The 19,382-nt window shown below is 69.0% G+C and carries 14 protein-coding genes; 8 read left to right on the forward strand and 6 right to left on the reverse strand.

The annotated features are described in order from the left end of the window. Positions 1-1,759: 1,759 nt before the first annotated feature. Together OIE74_RS25510 and OIE74_RS25515 are read left to right on the forward strand one after the other, a co-directional pair. Entirely contained in the window at positions 1,760-3,187 is a 1,428-nt protein-coding gene (locus tag OIE74_RS25510) for a S28 family serine protease (protein ID WP_329387467.1), read from the forward strand. Between the two features lie 303 nt (positions 3,188-3,490). Next, the gene (locus OIE74_RS25515; protein WP_329387469.1) at positions 3,491-4,165 is read left to right on the forward strand and encodes a class I SAM-dependent DNA methyltransferase; all 675 of its coding nucleotides are present in this window, start codon (positions 3,491-3,493) and stop codon (positions 4,163-4,165) included. A gap of 28 nt (positions 4,166-4,193) precedes the next feature. Here OIE74_RS25515 and OIE74_RS25520 read toward each other — a convergent pair whose 3' ends face one another. The 3 genes from OIE74_RS25520 to OIE74_RS25530 all read right to left on the reverse strand — a co-directional run bounded on the left by OIE74_RS25520 (position 4,194) and on the right by OIE74_RS25530 (position 7,208). Further along, positions 4,194-4,994, reverse strand: a complete 801-nt coding sequence (locus OIE74_RS25520; RefSeq protein ID WP_329387472.1) for a sugar phosphate isomerase/epimerase family protein — start codon at positions 4,992-4,994, stop codon at positions 4,194-4,196. Positions 4,995-5,007: 13 nt separating this feature from the next. Continuing rightward, positions 5,008-5,976 carry a bifunctional helix-turn-helix transcriptional regulator/GNAT family N-acetyltransferase gene (locus tag OIE74_RS25525; RefSeq protein WP_329387474.1) on the reverse strand — a complete coding sequence of 323 codons (969 nt, stop codon included), beginning with the start codon at positions 5,974-5,976 and terminating at the stop codon, positions 5,008-5,010. Positions 5,977-6,146: 170 nt separating this feature from the next. After that, positions 6,147-7,208: a LacI family DNA-binding transcriptional regulator gene (locus OIE74_RS25530; protein WP_329387477.1), complete on the reverse strand. Its 1,062-nt coding sequence runs from the start codon at positions 7,206-7,208 to the stop codon at positions 6,147-6,149. A 124-nt stretch (positions 7,209-7,332) separates the two neighbouring features. Here OIE74_RS25530 and OIE74_RS25535 point away from each other — a divergent pair, with 124 nt between their 5' ends. The 5 genes from OIE74_RS25535 to OIE74_RS25555 all read left to right on the forward strand — a co-directional run bounded on the left by OIE74_RS25535 (position 7,333) and on the right by OIE74_RS25555 (position 14,646). Beyond that, complete coding sequence (locus tag OIE74_RS25535) at positions 7,333-8,484, forward strand: Gfo/Idh/MocA family protein (protein ID WP_329387479.1); 1,152 nt, start codon at positions 7,333-7,335, stop codon at positions 8,482-8,484. Next, positions 8,481-9,710, forward strand: coding sequence for a dihydrodipicolinate synthase family protein (locus tag OIE74_RS25540; RefSeq protein ID WP_329387481.1), 1,230 nt, complete (start codon positions 8,481-8,483; stop codon positions 9,708-9,710). The genes OIE74_RS25535 and OIE74_RS25540 overlap by 4 nt, the downstream gene beginning before the upstream one ends. Before the next feature lie 86 nt (positions 9,711-9,796). After that, positions 9,797-10,588 (forward strand): sugar phosphate isomerase/epimerase family protein, encoded by a 792-nt coding sequence (locus OIE74_RS25545; protein WP_329392439.1) that lies wholly within the window; start codon positions 9,797-9,799, stop codon positions 10,586-10,588. A 322-nt stretch (positions 10,589-10,910) separates the two neighbouring features. After that, positions 10,911-13,145, forward strand: a complete 2,235-nt coding sequence (recD2, locus tag OIE74_RS25550; RefSeq protein WP_329387483.1) for an SF1B family DNA helicase RecD2 — start codon at positions 10,911-10,913, stop codon at positions 13,143-13,145. A gap of 211 nt (positions 13,146-13,356) precedes the next feature. Then, positions 13,357-14,646: a citrate synthase gene (locus tag OIE74_RS25555; RefSeq protein WP_329387488.1), complete on the forward strand. Its 1,290-nt coding sequence runs from the start codon at positions 13,357-13,359 to the stop codon at positions 14,644-14,646. A 590-nt stretch (positions 14,647-15,236) separates the two neighbouring features. Here OIE74_RS25555 and OIE74_RS25560 read toward each other — a convergent pair. Both OIE74_RS25560 and OIE74_RS25565 read right to left on the reverse strand, forming a co-directional pair. Continuing rightward, complete coding sequence (locus OIE74_RS25560; RefSeq protein WP_329387490.1) at positions 15,237-15,491, reverse strand: heavy-metal-associated domain-containing protein; 255 nt, start codon at positions 15,489-15,491, stop codon at positions 15,237-15,239. A 144-nt stretch (positions 15,492-15,635) separates the two neighbouring features. After that, on the reverse strand, positions 15,636-16,379 hold the full coding sequence (locus OIE74_RS25565) for a TetR family transcriptional regulator (protein ID WP_443076226.1): 744 nt from the start codon (positions 16,377-16,379) through the stop codon (positions 15,636-15,638). A gap of 154 nt (positions 16,380-16,533) precedes the next feature. Here OIE74_RS25565 and OIE74_RS25570 point away from each other — a divergent pair, with 154 nt between their 5' ends. Then, a complete protein-coding gene (locus tag OIE74_RS25570) occupies positions 16,534-18,834 on the forward strand; it encodes an MMPL family transporter (RefSeq protein ID WP_329387494.1) in 2,301 nt (766 codons plus the stop codon). 114 nt (positions 18,835-18,948) lie between these two features. Here OIE74_RS25570 and OIE74_RS25575 read toward each other — a convergent pair whose 3' ends face one another. Then, entirely contained in the window at positions 18,949-19,146 is a 198-nt protein-coding gene (locus OIE74_RS25575) for a helix-turn-helix transcriptional regulator (protein ID WP_329387496.1), read from the reverse strand. Positions 19,147-19,382: the final 236 nt, after the last annotated feature.

The following is a 19,382-nucleotide window of genomic DNA, read 5'->3' on the forward strand; positions in this document are numbered from 1 at the left end:
CCCGAGGCCGTCCGAACGCGCGGCGGGGCGGGGCGAGGCCGGGTGGGGCCGGATGCGGCGGGTCCGTGGCGGGTCCGTGGCAGGTCTGTGGCCGCCGGGGCGCGGTCGCCTGGCCGCCTCCACGCGGGTCAGCAGGGAAAACCGTACCCACGTGGGAGGCGACGCGACGTTCGGGCCGACGAACGGCGGTCGGTGACGGTTCCTCCGCTAACCGTCACTCGACGCCGCCGCTCGGGGGCCCATATGTCCGAACCGAGAATTCCGCATTCTCGTCACCCGTGCGCGTGCGGTGAGCGATACGTTCCGCGCCACCGCGTGGTGCTCGCTTTACGGGCGTCGGGTCGTGGATTCGACCGGGCTCAGACGATTCTTCGCCGTACGGCCCACACAACCGCTTCGATCGGCGTTTCGACGTCGACCCGTTCGCATATCGTCCGCAGTTTTCGGCGCAGTGTGCGGTCGCTCATTCCCATCCTGCGCGCGACCTGCGCCATGGTGCAGCCCTGCGAGACAAGTTGAAGGATTCTCAAGTGATCATTTTCCAGTCCGAGGTGGGGGGCTCTGAGGACACTTCGTGGATTCACCTGTATCAACCTCACGGTTGTCCGGCGGTGAGGCGCCGGATTCCGAGGTGCTCGACGGCCTGAAACAAGAAGCTCGTTCCGTGTGCTGCCGCCGGAAGAGCTGCTGTCTCCGGTTCGTTCGAGCGTGGTCCGAGAAGTATGGATTTCCGGTCTACGCGTCAGTCAATTCCTTCCCCCGTTCCAGTCATCGGACCGGGGTGGTAATCCGGTCCGTCGGCTTGTGACGCGGGAGTTTTCTCCCCCGTGTGCGAGGTGGGCGATGCTCCGGCCACCCGCGGCCATGACACCCCTCCACCTCGCCTCCACTTCGTATGTTCAAACGGTCCGGTGGGGGAGGTGAACAGGGCGCGATGTGATCGCCCTGTGCTGTCGACCCGTCACCGGTCGGTCCGGGGGGTGCCCGTACGGTCTCCCAGCTTCAGTTTTCCGCCCCCTCGGAGGGCGTCCGAGGGGGGTACGACACGCCCGGAATATGTGATGCAGATCACAGCATCCTTTGGCGGTCGCCATGAGTCTGGTCGGTGCCGTGATGTCCGGAACGTCGCGACTGGGTACCTCGGCAGGGTGTCGGCCCCGATCCGTCGCGAACGCGGTCGCGTGCCCGTCGAGGTCCCCGCGAGGGTCCCGCGCTCCGTCCGAAGAGCGGGCCCCGCGAGGGGGGAAACGATCCCCGGGCGACCAATTCGGGGCGCCGGGAGCCCGGTTGATAAACGGCCGAATCGCCGGAGCGAAGGCCCCCGGGGCGGGCGTGGGGAGGCGGTATTCCGGGCACGGCGAGGCGCCCTGCCGGTTACGCGGAGGAAAGGCGATGCCCTTGTTGTGTCAGCCGTGTTAAGTGTCGGTGGAGGCGGGCGGGCCCACTCCCGCAGGGGCTCGGAATTGTGCTTCGAAGGGCCCACGAGCGCTTCCGTTTCCGATCCCGAACGTTTCTCCACTCCCTCTCCTTGCTCTCTCCGTGCTGTCTTCGCGCCTCCTTCGTGCTCCCTCCGTTCCCTCCGCGCCTCCTCCGTGTCTTCCTCGCGACTCGTTCACGTCTTCTCCGTGTCCGCGTGGCCGGGGCGCGAACGCGGCGTGCGGGAGGCGCCATCCGGGTGCGAGCGGCTCGTGGGGGCTGGCGGGGCGGGTGCCTCCCCGGCTAGGTTCGCGGGCGTCTGTCATGAACACAGGGAGTGTGAATGCGCAAGGCGCTGAGATGGCTGCTGTCGCTCGTGCTGCTCGTCGGCACGCTGGGCACGGCCGGCGCGGCAACGGCCGCGGACGGGAACGCGGGATCCGCGGCCCCCGACATCAAGGACCAGATCCTCGCCATCCCGGGGATGAGCCTGATCGAGGAGAAGCCGTACCCCGGTTACCGATACTTCGTCCTCAACTACACCCAGCCGGTCGACCACCAACGGCCGTCGAAGGGCACCTTCAAGCAGCGCCTCACGCTGCTGCACAAGGACACCAGCCGTCCCACCGTGTTCTTCACGAGCGGGTACGGCGTGTCCACCAATCCGAGCCGCAGTGAGCCGACACGCATCATCGACGGCAACCAGGTCTCGCTCGAATACCGCTTCTTCACGCCGTCCCGGCCCGAACCGGCCGACTGGTCGAAGCTCGACTACGAGCAGGCCGCGGCCGACCAGCACCGGATCTTCGGCGCGCTGAAGAACATCTACCCGCAGAAGTGGCTCGCCACCGGTGGCTCGAAGGGCGGCATGACCGCCACGTACTACGAGCGCTTCCACCCCCGGGACATGGACGGCGTCGTCGCCTACGTCGCGCCCAACGACGTGGTGAACAAGGAAGACTCCGCCTACGACCGCTTCTTCGAGCAGGTCGGCACCGAGGAGTGCCGCGACAAGCTCAACGCCGTGCAGCGCGAGGCGCTGGTCAGGCGCGAGCCGCTGCAGAAGAGGTACGCGGAGTGGGCCGAGGCGGAAGGCGCGACGTTCACCACCGTCGGCACGCTCGACAAGGCGTACGAGGCTGTGGTGCTCGACTTCGTCTGGGCCTTCTGGCAGTACAGCCTGGAAGCCGACTGCGCGGACATCCCGCCGGCCACCGCGTCGGACGAGGAGATCTACAACATCATCGACGCGATCTCCGGCTTCTCCTTCTACACCGACCAGGGCCTCACCCCGTACACGCCGTACTACTACCAGGCGGGCACGGAACTCGGCGCGCCCACCGTCAAGCTGCCCCACCTGGGCAACCTGAGCCGCTACGGCTACCAGCCGCCGCGGAACTTCGTCCCGCGCGACATCCCCATGAAGTTCCGCCCCTGGGAGATGCCGTCCGTCGACAACTGGGTCCGCCACCACGCGAACCGCATGATGTTCGTCTACGGCGAGAACGACCCGTGGGGCGCCGAACGCTTCCGCCTCGGCCACGGCGCGCGTGACAGCCACGTGTTCACCGCACCGGGCGCCAACCACGGCGCCAACGTCGCCGGTCTTGTGGCCGACGAACAGGCGAAGGCCACGGCCCGCATCCTCGACTGGGCCGACGTCGCACCGGCCGCCGTACAGCAGGACGCCGCCAAGGCGAAGCCGCTGGCCGCGTACGACTCGAAGCTCGACAAGAAGGACCTGGAGCGGATGCCGACGCTCCGTCAGTAGTCCGCAGGCACGGAACCGCCACCGGCGCAGACAAGGGGGGCGCACCGGTGGCGGTGTGCTGCCCGGCCGCAGGCGGCCTGGAGAGGGGAGTCAGCGATCGTAGCCAGTGAGTACGAGGGCCGACACCGCGCTGCGGAATGCCGACGGGAGCACATGAAAGAGGACGCTCGGGCGGCCCCGAAGGTTCCCAGGAAGCGAAGATTCCGCTGATTTCGCTCAAAAGATGCGCTAAGTGTATTGACCTCTAGGGAATCCCACCCCCCTCAACCGCGTTCGGCGGGCGGCCGGTTAACCTCCTCGCCCATGACCGCACCCGAGCCCTCCTTCATCCGCGACACCCGAGCCGGCTACGACGCCATCGCCACCGACTACGCCGAACTCAGCAAGTCCCATCCGGAGGCCGACCCCCTGGGGCGCGCGATCCTCGGCACCTTCGCCGAGTACGTACGGGCCGACGGCGCCGGTCCCGTCGTCGAGGTGGGCAGCGGACCCGGCCAGATGAGCGCCCATATGCGCACGCTCGGCCTGGACATCTCCGGTATCGACCTGTCGCCGGTGATGGTTGCGATGGCCCGCCGGACCTACCCCGAGCTGCGGTTCGATGAAGGGTCGATGACCGACCTGGACCTGCCGGACGGCTCTCTCGCCGGCCTCGTCGCCTGGTACTCGATCATCCACATCGTCCCGGAGCAACTGCCCCACGTCTTCGCGCAGTTCCACCGGGTCCTGGCCCCCGGCGGCCGGCTGCTCCTCGCCTTCCAGGTGGGCGACGAGCCCCGGCACTACGACGAGGCGTTCGGCCACCGCGTCTGCCTTGACTTCCGCAGGCTGTCCCCCGGCCGGATCACCGAACTGCTGGACCAGGCAGGCTTCCGGGCGACCGCCCAACTCCTGCGCGAGCCCTACGACGAGGAGCCGACCCCCCACGCCTACCTCCTGGCCCGCAAGCCCCCGCATCCCCGGCCCGAGCAGCCCTGACCGCTGATCCCGGACCTCCCGGCCTCCGTCAGCGCCCCCGCGCCAGCAGCGCCTCCAGATGCTCGCGCCCGGCGACGAGCAGGCCGGGGAGGTCCGCCGCGTCCGCGTACCAGCGCTTCTCGTACTCCCAGCAGAGCCACCCGTCGTCCCCGTCCCCGGCGTACAGGCCGACGCACTCACCCAGCGGAAGCACTCCCGCGCCCAGCGCCAACGGCGTGGTGTCCTCCGCCGACGCGATGTCCTTCACCTGTACGTAGCCGAGGTGCGGCGACAACGACGCATGGCTGGTGACGGGGCGTTCACCACCGAGCCAGGTGTGCATCACGTCCCAGAGCGCACCCACCTGCTGGTGTCCGACAAGACCGAGCACCCGCATCGCGTCCGCGCCCGTGCGATGGGAGTCGTGGGTCTCCAGCAGGATCCGCACCCCCGACTCCGCGGCGAGGGGCGCCGCTGCGGCCAGCCGACGGGCGGCCGTGGCGTCGGCGGTATCGGGGTCCTGGTCGCCGCCGCCCGGGAAGACACGTATGTACGAGGCGCCCAGGTCGCGCGCCAGCCAGATGAGTTCGTCCAGCTCCCGGCTCAACTCCTCCTCGTCGCCCCCTTCCGCCGCCACCCGCGCATAGCCCGCCACCGTCAGGATCTCGACCCCGTGACGCTTGAACTCATCGACCACGGCGGCCCGTTCGCGCGCGCCGATGCCCGGATGCACGGGCTCCTCCGGATGGGCGCGCAGCTCCACACCCTGGTACCCGGTCCGATCGGCCAGGGCGACGACGTCGGGGATCGGAAGACCGGGGACGCCGAGGGTCGAGAAGGCGAATTTCATTCCGTCTTTCCTTTCACGACAGAGGGCCTGCTGCCGACTCGTCGACAAGCGGGAGCCGCCAGTCCTGGCCGACCAGATCCGCTCCGTAAGAACGGTGCGGTTCTTCGGCGACGAGGGTGAATCCCGCCCGCACGTACAGCTTCCGGGCGGCGGTCAGGTTGTCGTTGGTCCACAGCACCACCTCCCGATACCCCGCCTCGCGCGCGAAATCCACGACCGCGCCGATCAGCCTCTCGCCCAGCCCGTGCCCCCGCGCCTCCGGCTCGACGAGCAGGAGCCGCAGCCGCGCGGTGCCCGGGGACTCGTCCCGTACACACATCACCGAGCCCACGGGACGCCCGTCGAGCTCAGCTATCCACACACGCTCCAGCCGCTCGTCCTGATCCGCCGCGAAGTCGGCGACGATCCTGGCGACCAGCACCTCGAAAGCGCTGTCCCACCCGTACTCCGCCGCGTACACCGCGCCGTGCCGCTGCACGATCCAGCCCAGATCGCCGGGGGCCGGCTCGCGAAGCACCGGCCCGTCACGCCGGCCGGCCTTCCGGTCGTCGTCGGTGTCCTCGTGGACGCTCAGCAGCTCCCTGGCCGTCCGCAGCGCCTCCACGAGACGCGGGCGCTGGTCCGGCTCGACCCGGTCCAGCAGGGTGCCGACCGATTCGCGCGAACGTTCATCGAGCAGCGCGGCGGTCCCGCGCCCCTGCGGTGTCAACGTGACCCGTTGCCGCCGCGCGTCCTGCTCGGACGGGGTGCGCTCGACCAGTCCGTCCCGCTCGAATTTGGTGAGCATTCTGCTCAAATAGCCCGCGTCCAGCGACAGTTCGGCACGGAGCTCGGCCGCGTCCGTACGTGGCGTGTGCGCGAGCTCGTACAGCAGCCGCGACTCGGTCAGCGTGTACGGCGTGTAGAGGTGCTTGCTGTAATTCAGCGCGCCGATGAGGTTCGTGTAGAAGCGGTTGAACGCGCGAATCTCCTGAATGCTCATGGAGGTCCCCCGACCCTTCGCTCGGATATTTTTCTTGACTGAGTCAACGGTACGTCGGGGTTGCCAAGATCGGCAAGACACTCGATCGGGTGAACCCGCCCCGTGCTCGTCCCGCCCCGTCCCGCCCGTGCCCGGCCCCGCCCCGGTTTTCCTCAGCCCCGTACCCGTCCTCAGCCCCGCGGCGGCGCCGTCGAAGCCCGCGCCATCAATTCCGCGGCGATCGTCGCGATCCCACCCGGCGGCGGAGCCTCCGTCCCCATCGCGAGCCGGCCGGCCCGTGCCCCCGCCTCGTGCAGGGGCAGCCGCACCGTCGTCAGCGCCGGTACCGCGTCGACCGAGAACGGCAGATCGTCGAAGCCCGCCACCGAGATGTCCTGCGGAATGCGCAGCCCCTGGTCGCGCACCGCCGCACACGCGCCGAGAGCCACCGTGTCGTTCGCCGCGACCACCGCAGTCAGGTCCGGCGCGCGCCGCAGCAGCTCAAGCGTCGCCTCGTAGCCCGAGCGCCGGTCGTAGGGGCCGTGCACCGTCAGCTCATCCTGCTCGTCCGTCACTCCCGCGGTGGTCAGCGCCGACCGGTGGCCCTCCAGCCGGTGCCTGGTGGTGGTGCGTTCCGCCGGCCCCGCGACGTATCCGATCCTGCGGTGTCCCAGCGCCAGCAGGTGCTCGGTGAGCCGCCGCCCGCCGCCCCGGTTGTCGAACGCCAGCGACGCGAGGACCGCGCTGCTGCCCGGCAGCGGAGGGCGCCCGCACAGCACCACATGCGTTCCCGCGTCGGCGAGCTTGGTCAGCTTGGCCGACATCGCCGCGATATGCCCCGGATCTTCGAGGGCGCCACCCGTGAGGATCACGGCGGCGGCCCGCTGGCGCTGGAGAAGGGTGAGATAGGTCAGCTCCCGCTCCGGAGAGCCGCCCGTGTTGCAGACGACCGCGAGCTTCTCGCCGCCCGCCCGGCCGCTTCCCTCCTGACCGCCGATCTCGGTCTGCGCGGCCCCGGCCATGATCCCGAAGAACGGGTCGGCGATGTCGTTGACCAGGATTCCGACCAGGTCGGACGTGGCTGCGGCGAGCGAGCTGGCCGGCCCGTTGAGCACATAGTCAAGCTCGTCAACCGCCCGCAGCACGCGCTCCCTGGTGGACGCGGCCACCGGGTAGTTGCCGTTCAGTACGCGGGAGACCGTGGCGGGCGACACCCGGGCGCGGGCAGCCACATCGGCCAGGGTGACGGTCATCGGCTGTTCCTCCGGAAGGTGGGTGACGCGGCGGATCGGCGCCGGACTCTTGTCCGGTCGCTTTCGGCAGGCTAGCTTCATACCTTATAGAAAGCGCTTGCTACCGCCGTATGGAGGGAACTTCGTGACACGCAGGACAGTGCGGATCGCCATGAACGGCGTCACGGGGCGGATGGGGTACCGGCAGCACCTGGTGCGTTCCATCCTCGCGATCCGCGAAGAGGGCGGACTGGACCTCGGCGACGGTGACGTGCTCTGGCCCGAGCCCGTCCTCGTCGGCCGCCGTGAACACGCACTCAGAGAGGTCGCCGAACGGCACGGCCTCACCGAGTGGTCCACGGACCTCGACACCGTCCTCGCCGACGACAGCGTCGACATCTACTTCGACTCGCAGGTCACCTCCGCGCGGGTCGAGGCCATCAAGAAAGCCGTAGCCGCCGGGAAGCACATCTATACCGAGAAGCCCACCGCCACCGACCTCGAAGGCGCCCTCGATCTGGCCCGCCTCGCCCAGAGCGCCGACATCAAGCACGGCGTCGTCCAGGACAAGATCTTCCTTCCTGGCCTGCTGAAGCTGAAGCGCCTCATCGACGGCGGCTTCTTCGGCCAGATCCTCTCCGTACGAGGCGAGTTCGGTTACTGGGTCTTCGAAGGCGACTGGCAGGAGCCGCAGCGGCCGTCCTGGAACTACCGGACCGAGGACGGCGGCGGCATCACCGTCGACATGTTCCCGCACTGGGAGTACGTCCTGCACGAGCTGTTCGGCCGGATCAACTCCGTGTCGGCGCACGTCACCACGCACATCCCGCGCCGCTGGGACGAGCAGGGCAAGCCCTACGCCGCCACCGCCGACGACTCCGCCTACGGGATCTTCGAGCTGGAGGGCGGCATCGTCGCGCAGATCAACTCCTCCTGGGCGGTGCGCGTCAACCGGGACGAGCTCGTCGAGTTCCAGGTCGACGGCACCCACGGCTCGGCGGTCGCCGGACTGCGCCGCTGCCGCGTCCAGCACCGGAGCGCCACCCCCAAGCCCGTCTGGAACCCGGACCTGGCCGCCACCGAGTCCTTCCGTGACCAGTGGCAGGAGATCCCGGACAACACCGAGTTCGACAACGGCTTCAAGGCGCAGTGGGAGCTCTTCCTGCGCCACATCACACTCGGCGAGCCGTACCGCTGGGACCTGCTCGCCGGCGCGCGCGGTGTACAACTCGCCGAACTCGGGCTCAAGTCCTCGGAGCAGGGACGCCGCTTCGACGTGCCGGAGCTCTCGCTGTGACCACCCGGACCCCACCCTCCACGCAGCCCGCCCCGGCCTCCGTAAGGAAGCCGGGGCAGGGACTCCGGCTCCCGGACGCGGACGGCCGGCTGCGCACGTACCAGCCGCGCCGTGAACCGGCCGCCTTCACCACCAAGGGCGCCGCCGCGGCCCCTCTCGTCTCCCGTACGGTCTTCTCCGCCGCGCACGTCGTCGCCGACCCGTACGCCGACAGCAGCCCGGGAGCGCCGGTCGTCGTCGACTGGGACACCACGCTCGCCTTCCGCCGTCATCTGTGGTCGCACGGGCTCGGGGTCGCGGAGGCGATGGACACCGCGCAGCGCGGCATGGGTCTGGACTGGGCGGGAGCGGCCGAGCTGATCCGCCGTTCGGCGGCGGAGGCGCGGTCGACCGGCGGCCGGATCGCGTGCGGGGTGGGCACCGACCAACTGGCGCCGGGAGCACATTCTTTGGAGGAGGTGCGGGCGGCGTACGAGGAACAGCTCGCGCTCGTCGAGGAGACCGGGTCCCAGGCCATCCTCATGGCCTCACGTGCGCTCGCCGCCGCGGCACGGGGTCCCGAGGACTATCTGGCCGTCTACGCCCATCTGCTGCGGCAGGCGGACGAACCCGTCGTGCTGCACTGGCTGGGCCCGATGTTCGATCCGGCGCTGGAGGGCTACTGGGGCAGCGCGGATCTCGACGCGGCCACCGAGACGTTCCTCCAGGTGATCTCCGAACACCCGGACAAGGTCGACGGGATCAAGGTCTCGCTGCTGGACGCGCGCCGTGAGGTCGAGCTGCGCCGGCGGCTCCCGCAAGGCGTGCGGTGCTACACGGGCGACGACTTCAACTACCCCGAGCTGATCGCGGGCGACGAACGCGGCTTCAGCCACGCGCTGCTGGGCATCTTCGACCCGCTCGGGCCGGTCGCCGCCGAAGCCGTACGCGTCCTGGACACGGGTTACACGAAGGGCTTCCGGGAACTGCTCGACCCGACGGTCGAGTTGTCCCGTCATCTCTTCCAGGCGCCCACGCGCTTCTACAAGACGGGTGTCGTGTTTCTCGCCTGGCTGGCCGGGCACCAGGACCACTTCGCCATGGTCGGGGGCCTCCAGTCGGCCCGTTCGCTGCCACATCTCGCGCGGGCCTACGAACTGGCGGACGGGCTGGGCCTGTTCCCGGACCCGACGGTGGCCGAAGCCCGGATGAAGTCCCTGCTCGGTGTGTACGGAGTGGACCAGTGACGGACATCGACGAGCCGGCCGAGGCAGCCGCCGACGCGATCGCGAGCACACCGCCGGGCGACCTCAGCCGCTTCAGCATCAACCAGATGACGGTCAAACAGCTCACCCTCCCCGAGCTCATCGAGGCGTGCGTACGCCTCGGCGTGCCGGGTGTCGGCCTGTGGCGGGAGCCCGTACAGGCCTACGGCCTGGATGCCGCCGCCAAGCTCGTACGCGACGCCGGTCTCGCCGTCACCACCCTGTGCCGCGGCGGCTTCCTCACGGCCATCGCCCCCGCGGCACGGGCGGACGCCCTGGACGACAACCGCGCGGCGATCGACGAGGCCGTGACCCTGGGCACCGACACCCTGGTCCTGGTGTCGGGCGGGCTCCCGCCCGGCAGCCGCGATCTGTACGGCGCGCGGGAACGGATCGCGGACGCGCTGGAGGTTCTGGCGCCGTACGCCGGGGAGCGTGGCGTACGGCTGGCGATCGAGCCGCTGCATCCGATGTACGCCTCCGACCGCTGTGTCGTCTCCACCCTCGATCAGGCGCTGGATCTCGCGGAACGCTTCCCCGCCGAGCAGGTCGGGGTCGTCGTGGACACGTACCACGTGTGGTGGGACGACCGGGCCCCGGCGGCGATCGCCAGGGCGGCGGACCGGATCCACTCCTTCCAACTGGCCGACTGGACCACCCCGTTGCCGGCCGGCGTGCTGAACGGCCGCGGTCTGATCGGGGACGGGGCGATCGATCTGGGGGCCTGGCGCGAACGCGTCGACGCGGCCGGGTACGACGGACCGATCGAGGTGGAACTCTTCAACGACACCCTGTGGGTGCGGGACGGCGCGGAGCTGCTGGCCGACGTGGCGGAGCGGTATGTGAGGCATGCGCTGTAAGGGAGGCCACCCTGTCGCGACGAAGGCGATCTCATAGGTAAATGGTCACTTCTGTCATCTTCTGTCGTCATTTCTGACGCCAGAAAAAATTACCGCCCGCAATCGTGCAACCCTTTCGCGGTGACGGCGGTCGTACATGGCATCAAGGCTTCCGGGGACGGGTCCGGGGGGATCGGGAAGCCTTGTCCGGAGGGGGGAGCGCGCGGGGCCCGGTCCTGGGGACCGGGCCCCTGAAGCTGTCCGGACCTTCTCGGGGCCCTGCCCGACGGGGAGTTGTCCACAGGCCCGTCCCGCTGTCGTACCCGGGCGGTAGCGTCGGATCATGTCCAATCTGACCGTGCTCGAAGGCGTTCTTGAGCGGATCACGTACAGCAACGAGGAGAACGGCTACACGGTCGCCCGCGTCGACACCGGCCGTGGCGCCGATCTGCTGACCGTGGTCGGCTCGCTCCTCGGCGCGCAGCCGGGGGAGTCGCTGCGCATGGAGGGCCGCTGGGCCTCGCACCCCCAGTACGGCAAGCAGTTCACCGTGGAGAACTACACGACGGTCCTGCCCGCGACGATCCAGGGCATCCGCCGCTATCTGGGCTCCGGTCTGATCAAGGGCATCGGCCCGCGCATCGCCGAGCGGATCGTCGACCATTTCGGCGTGGACACCCTGGAGATCATCGAGAAGGAGCCCAAGCGGCTCGTCGAGGTCCCCGGCCTCGGACCCAAGCGGACGAAAATGATCGGCGCCGCCTGGGAGGAACAGAGAGCCATCAAGGAAGTCATGATCTTCCTTCAGGGCGTCGGCGTGTCCACCTCGATCGCCGTCCGCATCTACAAGAAGTACGGCGACGCCTCGATCTCCGTCGTGAAGAACGAGCCCTACCGGCTGGCGGCCGACGTCTGGGGCATCGGCTTCCTCACCGCCGACCGCATCGCCCAGGCCGTCGGCATCCCGCACGACAGCCCCGACCGGGCCAAGGCCGGACTGCAGTACTCGCTCTCCCAGTCCACCGACCAGGGCCACTGCTTCCTGCCCGAGGAGCAGCTCATCTCGGACGCGGTGAAGCTCCTCCAGGTCGACACCGGTCTTGTCATCGACTGCCTGGCCGAGCTCGCCGCCGAGGAGGAGGGAGTCGTCAGGGAGAAGGTGCCGGCCCCCGACGGGGGCGAGCCGGTCACCGCCGTCTATCTGGTGCCCTTCCACCGCGCCGAGCTGTCCCTCTCCGCCCAGCTGTTGCGGCTGCTGCGCGCCGGGGAGGACCGGATGCCCGCTTTCCAGGACGTCGTCTGGGAGAAGGCCCTGCCCTGGCTCGCGGGGCGTACGGGCGCCGAGCTGGCCCCCGAGCAGGAAGCCGCGGTGCGCCTCGCCCTCACCCGTAAGGTCGCCGTCCTCACCGGCGGGCCGGGCTGTGGGAAGTCCTTCACGGTCCGCTCGATCGTGGAGCTGGCCAGGGCCAAGAAGGCCAAGGTGGTGCTCGCGGCGCCCACGGGGCGGGCGGCCAAGCGCCTCGCCGAGCTCACTGGCGCCGAGGCGTCCACGGTCCACCGGCTGCTGGAACTCAAACCGGGCGGGGACGCCGCGTACGACAGGGACCGGCCGCTCGACGCCGATCTGGTCGTGGTCGACGAGGCGTCCATGCTGGACCTGCTGCTTGCCAACAAGCTCGTCAAGGCCGTGGCACCCGGTGCCCATCTGCTGCTCGTCGGTGACGTGGACCAGCTGCCTTCGGTGGGGGCGGGAGAGGTGCTGCGGGACCTGCTGGCCGAGGACGGCCCCGTACCGCAGGTGCGGCTGACCCGGATCTTCCGGCAGGCGCAGCAGTCGGGCGTGGTCACCAACGCCCACCGCATCAACTCCGGGGTCCAGCCCATCACTCAGGGCCTCAGCGACTTCTTCCTTTTCGTGGAGGACGAGACGGAGGAGGCCGGGAAGCTCACGGTGGATGTCGCGGCCCGCCGCATCCCCGCCAGGTTCGGGCTCGACCCCAGGCGCGACATCCAGGTGCTGGCCCCGATGCACCGCGGCCCGGCCGGCGCGGGCACGCTCAACGGCCTGCTCCAGCAGGCGATCACCCCCGCCCGGCCCGAGCTGCCCGAGAAGCGGCTCGGCGGCCGGGTCTTCCGCGTCGGGGACAAGGTCACCCAGATCCGTAACAACTACGACAAGGGGCAGAACGGAGTCTTCAACGGCACGGTCGGGGTCGTGACCTCACTGAATCCGGACGACCAGTGCCTGACGGTGCGTACGGACGAGGACGAGGAAGTGCCGTACGACTTCGACGAGTTGGACGAGCTGGCGCACGCGTACGCGGTGACGATCCACCGCTCGCAGGGCAGCGAGTACCCGGCGGTGGTCATCCCGGTCACCACCGGCGCCTGGATGATGCTCCAGCGCAACCTGCTCTACACGGCGGTCACCCGGGCCAAGAAGCTCGTGGTCCTGGTCGGCTCCCGGAAGGCGATAGGGCAGGCCGTCCGCACGGTCTCGGCCGGCCGCCGCTTCACCGCGCTCGACCACCGGCTCTCGGGCAGCCTCCAGACCCGAAGCTTCCAGCGGGACATCTAGAGCCGCTCGTTTTGATCTTGCCGGCGCCGGCAATGCCCGTCCCGGACTTTCGGAACCGGGGCGAAGGGGGCAGGATGTGAAAGTTGGCGGCACTCAGTGCCGCGAATAGGCCTAATGGTCGACCCCGAGTGCACTCTCCTGAGCCAAATGGGGGATGGTAGAGACAGTCAGGGCACCTCGAAGAAGAGGCACTACGTCGGTGAGGGATGACGTGAGCGACAACTCTGTAGTACTGCGGTACGGCGATGGCGAGTACACCTACCCGGTGATCGACAGCACCGTCGGCGACAAGGGCTTCGACATCGGGAAGCTGCGGGCCCAGACCGGCCTGGTGACTCTGGACAGCGGCTACGGCAACACCGCCGCCTATAAATCCGGCGTCACCTATCTTGACGGTGAACAGGGCATCCTCCGGTACCGCGGCTACCCCATCGAACAGCTGGCCGAAAGCTCGACCTTCCTTGAGGTGGGCTACCTGCTCATCAACGGGGAACTTCCGAAGGTCGACGAGCTGGCGTCCTTCAAGAACGAGATCACCCAGCACACGCTGCTGCATGAGGACGTGAAGCGCTTCTTCGACGGCTTCCCCCGTGACGCGCACCCGATGGCGATGCTGTCCTCAGTGGTCAGCGCGCTGTCGACGTTCTACCAGGACAGCCACAACCCCTTCGACGAGAAGCAGCGTCATCTCTCGACGATCCGGCTGCTGGCCAAGCTGCCGACGATCGCGGCGTACGCCTACAAGAAGTCGATCGGTCACCCCTTCGTCTACCCGCGCAACGACCTCGGCTACGTCGAGAACTTCCTGCGTATGACCTTCTCGGTCCCCGCCCAGGAGTACGAGCTGGACCCGGTCGTGGTCTCGGCCCTCGACAAGCTGCTGATCCTGCACGCGGACCACGAGCAGAACTGTTCGACCTCCACCGTGCGTCTGGTCGGCTCGTCGCAGGCCAACATGTTCGCCTCGATCTCCGCCGGCATCAGCGCCCTGTGGGGCCCGCTGCACGGTGGCGCCAACCAGTCCGTGCTGGAGATGCTTGAGGGCATCCAGGCCAACGGCGGCGATGTCGACTCCTTCATCCGCAAGGTGAAGAACAAGGAGGACGGCGTCCGTCTGATGGGCTTCGGCCACCGCGTCTACAAGAGCTTCGACCCCCGGGCGAAGATCATCAAGGCGGCGGCGCACGATGTCCTCTCGGCGCTCGGCAAGTCCGACGAACTGCTGGACATCGCGCTGAAGCTGGAGGAGCACGCGCTCTCCGACGACTACTTCGTCTCCCGCAACCTCTACCCGAACGTGGACTTCTACACGGGTCTGATCTACCGGGCCATGGGCTTCCCGACCGAGATGTTCACCGTGCTGTTCGCGATCGGCCGGCTCCCCGGCTGGATCGCCCAGTGGCACGAGATGATCAAGGAGCCCGGTTCCCGTATCGGCCGCCCGCGCCAGATCTACACCGGCGAGGTCCTGCGCGACTTCGTTCCTGTCGAGAGCCGCTGAACCCTCGCCCGACGGTGCTCGCTGTCGGACCGCCGGCCACTGCGAACCGGAGGCCGCCGCTGCGCAGCAGAAAGCGCCCCGCTTCCCGATCCCCCCACGGGTCGGTATAGCGGGGCGCTTCCCATATCCCCGGAGCGGATTCCCCCCACGGGATCCGGGCCGGGCGTCTGCGGTTGCCGGCAGAAGCCAGTTTCACGCGGTCTGCCGGGGTACGTACGAACCAGGGGGGCCGCTCAAAGCTCCCTAGTTGCACGTCCCCCGGCCAACGTTTGCCTGAGACATCCCCCAAGACATCTCATGAACGTCCCCCAAGACGTTCTCGGCATCGCCTCTTAGACTCGCGAGCTGCCCGGATGGTTACCCCCAAATCTATGTGATCTAGATCTCTTTGTGAAGGTCCTGTGCCTCATGTGAAGGACCCGGATCGCAAATTGTTCGTTGCTACGAAAACAGATGAAAACATGGGGTGCCAAACCCGCTGATAACGCGGCTGAGCTGGGCTGTTGTGGCCGGGGGGCGGTAAAAACGACCGGAGGCCGCACGCGGCCGGGGTCGGATCCGGTCGTGTGCGGCCTCCTGGGCGACGTCGGTCAGGCCTGGCCCGTCAGCTCGTAACCCGCCTCGTCGACCGCCGCGCGCACGGTGCTCTCGTCCAGGGGGGCCTGGGAAATCACGGTCACGCGGCCGGTGGCGGCCACGGCCTTCACGGATGTGACGCCGTCCAGCCCGGAGATCTCGTCGGTGACCGCGCCTTCACAGTGCCCGCACGTCATTCCGGTGACCGCGTACACCGTGGTGACTGCGCCCGTCGCTGTCTCCGTATCGATCTTCGTCTCTGCGGTCATGGCGTTCTCCTCCGGGGGTGAGCGTGCGAAAGAAGGGTGCGTCGGAGGGCCGTGCGAACGCCGCGGCCCGCCGATACGTCCGACTATACCCCTAGGGGGTATGGATGGCGAGTCTGGGCAGCGGTGCCCGGCCGGGGTACGGGGTCAGGAGTCCGGTGTCGCGGTCTCCGGCGGCGCCGGGCAACGGGGAAGCATGTCGCCGACGACAGGTTCCAGATAGCGGAACATGGCTGTCTTCAGCTCCCCGATGTAGGCGTCCCGCTCCTCGCCCTCGTGCGCCAGGATCAGATCCATGCCGCCCATGAACAGGGCGAAGGCGAACTCCGCCGTCCTCGTGCGCTCCGCCTGCGGTGTGTCGGGGAGATAGCTGCCCAGCATCTCCTCGACCCGGGTGAGCAGGGTGGAGTGCAGGACGGCGTGTTTCTCCGTCACCTGCCCCGGGATCTCGGATCCGTGCATCAGGACAGGGAACACCGGATTCTCGCAGTTGAACGTGATCAGCGGATCGAGGACGGCGTCCAGCAGCTCGGGGAGCGGCAGATCCATGTGGGTCGGTGTGAGCGCCCGGCCGTACGTCGTGCGCCAGCGATTGAGGAGTACGTCGCCCAGCTCGACGGCGATTGCTTCCTTGTTCGGGAAGAACTGGTAGAGAGTGCCGGGCGAGACGCCCGCCTCGCGGGCGATGGAGTTGGTGCTCGCCGCCGTGTAGCCGCTCGTGCAGAAGACGCGGCCCGCCGCTTCCAGGATCTGTGCGATACGGCGCTCGCCGCGGGCCTGGCGGCGGCGCGGCCTCCCCGCATCGGCGGAGTCGCCGCCGTCGCTGCCCGCCTTGGTCGCGCCGTCCTGGACGCCTCGCTCCACGGCTCCGCCTCTCCTTGCTTCAGGCACGTGAACTCCCAGGATCCCTCGATCGGTTGGCGGTGGTTGACAAACACGAGTCCTCGCTCGCATTCTTGGTGAATGCGAGCGGTCGCTCGTGTTTGCCAGTCTATGGCAGTCGCTGACCCATGCCCGTGGGTCACGGTGAAGGGGACACCGCACTATGTCCGAAGTCAACGGGGGGCCGCGAATCGGCGGCTGGACCCGGTTCGTCACGGCGCGCCCACGGCTTTCGCTGCTGGTCGCCCTGGTGATCACAGCGCTGGCGGTCTTCGCGGGGAGCGGGGTCGGCGACCGGATGGGCAGCGGAGGCTGGGAGGACCCCGCAGCCTCGTCGACGTACGCCACGAAGGCGCTGGAGCGCGAGTTCCCGGCCTCCCAGCCGAATCTGCTGCTTCTCGTCGACGCGGGCGACAGAGGGGTGGACGACCCCGCCGTGGCCGCCGAGGCCGAGCGGCTGACCGAACGGCTGTCCGCCGAGAAGGGTGTCGTGGGCGTCGGGTCGTACTGGCAGACGCGGGCGCCCTCGCTGCGCGCCGAAAAGGGGGGCGAGGCGCTGATCGCGGCCAGGATCGTGGGCGAGGAGAAGGAGGCAGGCGAGATCCTGGAGCGGATCGCGCCCGAATTCCGCGGCACCCAGGGCCTGTTGGAGGTCTCGGTCGGCGGGCCGGTCGCCGTGCGGCACGACATCCAGACGATCATCCAGGAGGACCTGCTCCGGGCCGAGCTGATAGCCCTTCCGGTCACGCTGGTCCTGCTCGTGATGGTCTTCGGCAGCGCGGTCGCGGCCCTGTTGCCGCTGGGTGTCGGCATCGTCGCCATTCTCGGGACCAACGCCGTGCTCCGCGGAATCACCGAGATCACGGATGTGTCGGTCTTCGCGCAGAACCTCACCACGGCTCTGGGGCTCGGACTGGCCGTGGACTACGCGCTGTTCATCGTGCGCAGATTCCGGGAGGAGCTGGCCGATGGCGCCGAGGTGCGGGACGCGGTGGGCACCACGCTGCGCACCGCCGGGCGGACGGTGCTGTTCTCCGCGCTGACGGTGGCGGTGTCGCTCGCGGCCATGATGGTCTTCCCGCAGTACTTCCTGCGCTCGTTCGCCTACGCCGGGATAGCGGTGGTGCTGCTCGCCGCCGCTGCCGCGCTGATCCTGCTGCCGGCCGCGCTGATGCTGCTCGGCCATCGGATCAACTCCCTCGACCTGCGGGGGCTGTTCACTCGCGTACGCAAGCGCTCGGCGCCCGGCGGCGGGACGGCGGACGGATCCCCGCCGGGAGCGGCGAAGGCGGGGGAGGCGGGCCGGGGGTGGGGGCGTGCGGCGGCCCTGGTGATGCGCAGGGCTCCGCTCTTCGCCGTCGGGACCGCCACGGCTCTGGTCCTGCTCGGACTGCCTTTCCTTGGCGTCAAGTTCGGCACGGCCGACGACCGGCAGCTGCCGACGAGCGCGGAGTCCCGGGTGGTCCAGGAGGACATCAGGAGCGGCTTCTCCGGCAGTCCCGGGGGCGGGCTCGAAGTGCTGGGCGAGGGCGGGGCGACCTCCGCCGAGTACGCGGACTACCGCGACCGGGTGGCCGGGCTGCCGGATGTGCTGCGGGTCGACGGCCCTGTCGTCTCGGGCGACCACGCGTACTTCACCGTGCTGCCGCGCGGCGAGGCGGTGGGCCCGGAGGCGCAGAGGCTCGTCCGTGAACTCCGCGCCGAGCCGGCGGCCTTCGACACCTCCGTCACCGGCACCGCCGCCGTACTGGTCGATTCGAAGGACGCCATCGCGGAACGGCTGCCCCTGGCCGCGGGCATCATCGTCCTGGTGACACTGCTGCTGGTCTTCCTGCTGACGGGCAGCGTCCTCATCCCGATACAGGCGGTGGCGCTGAACGCGCTCAGCCTTACCGCGATGTTCGGGGCGGTCGTCTGGGTCTTCCAGGACGGCAATCTCTCGGGGCTGCTCGGTTTCACCTCGACGGGCGACATAGAGACGACGCTTCCGGTGCTGATGTTCTGCGTCGCCTTCGGACTCTCCATGGACTACGGGGTCTTCCTGATATCCCGGATCAAGGAGGAGTACGACCGCGGGGGTGACCACGAGCGCTCCGTCATGTTCGGGCTTCAGCGTACCGGCGGGCTGATCACGGCGGCGGCGGTGATCCTGGCGGTGGTCATGGTCGCCATCGGCGCCTCGCGGGTGACGAACACCAAGATGCTGGGGCTCGGGATCGCGCTCGCCGTGGTCATGGACGCGATGGTGGTGCGCAGTCTGCTGGTCCCGGCGGTCATGAAGCTGACGGGCAGAGCGACATGGTGGGCGCCGGGGCCGCTGCGCCGCTTCCACGACCGGTTCGGGGTGCGCGAGGGGGAGGCACGTCCGGCGGCCGTGACGGACGGCGCCCCCGGGTCCGGGGCATCCGACGGGCCCGACGGGTCTGTGTCCGGGGCCGGTGAGCGGGACAAGGCCAGGGTCTGAGTCGGTCTGAACGGAACGGGGCCGAGGGCCCCGTACTCCACCACGGGGGTGTGGGGTACGAGGCCCTCGGAGCCGGTCGCCGTACAGAACTGGCGCGGGGTCAGATCCCGGGCCTCACTCTCTGCGCCCTCTGTTGCCCGGGCGTTTGGCCACCCAGGAGCGGATGGTGTCCGCGTACCAGTAGGGCTTGCCGTTCTCCACATGGTCCGGCCGCGGAAGCAGACCATGCTTGCGGTACGAACGGACGGTGTCCGGCTGTACCCGGATGTGTGCGGCGATCTCCTTGTAGGACCAGAGATTTCTGTCCGTCATGCGTGGCACCTCCCTGAGTCCGCCGCAGCGGCGGCCGGGGGGCCGTCCGCTGGGCTGCGACTCAAACGCTGGTGATCACTGAGCCTGTGCCCGTTGAACGACGCAGAGTGACCGTGGGGGAGGGGCTGTCGCGCCACTGTGACAGAAAACCCGCGTAATGGAGACAAGCGTGACGTCGAGCGGACGTCTGTGACAGAAGCGACGCATCGGAAAAGGGTGAACCAATGGTCCAACTG

This window comes from Streptomyces sp. NBC_01716 (assembly GCF_036248275.1).
Classification (GTDB): domain Bacteria; phylum Actinomycetota; class Actinomycetes; order Streptomycetales; family Streptomycetaceae; genus Streptomyces.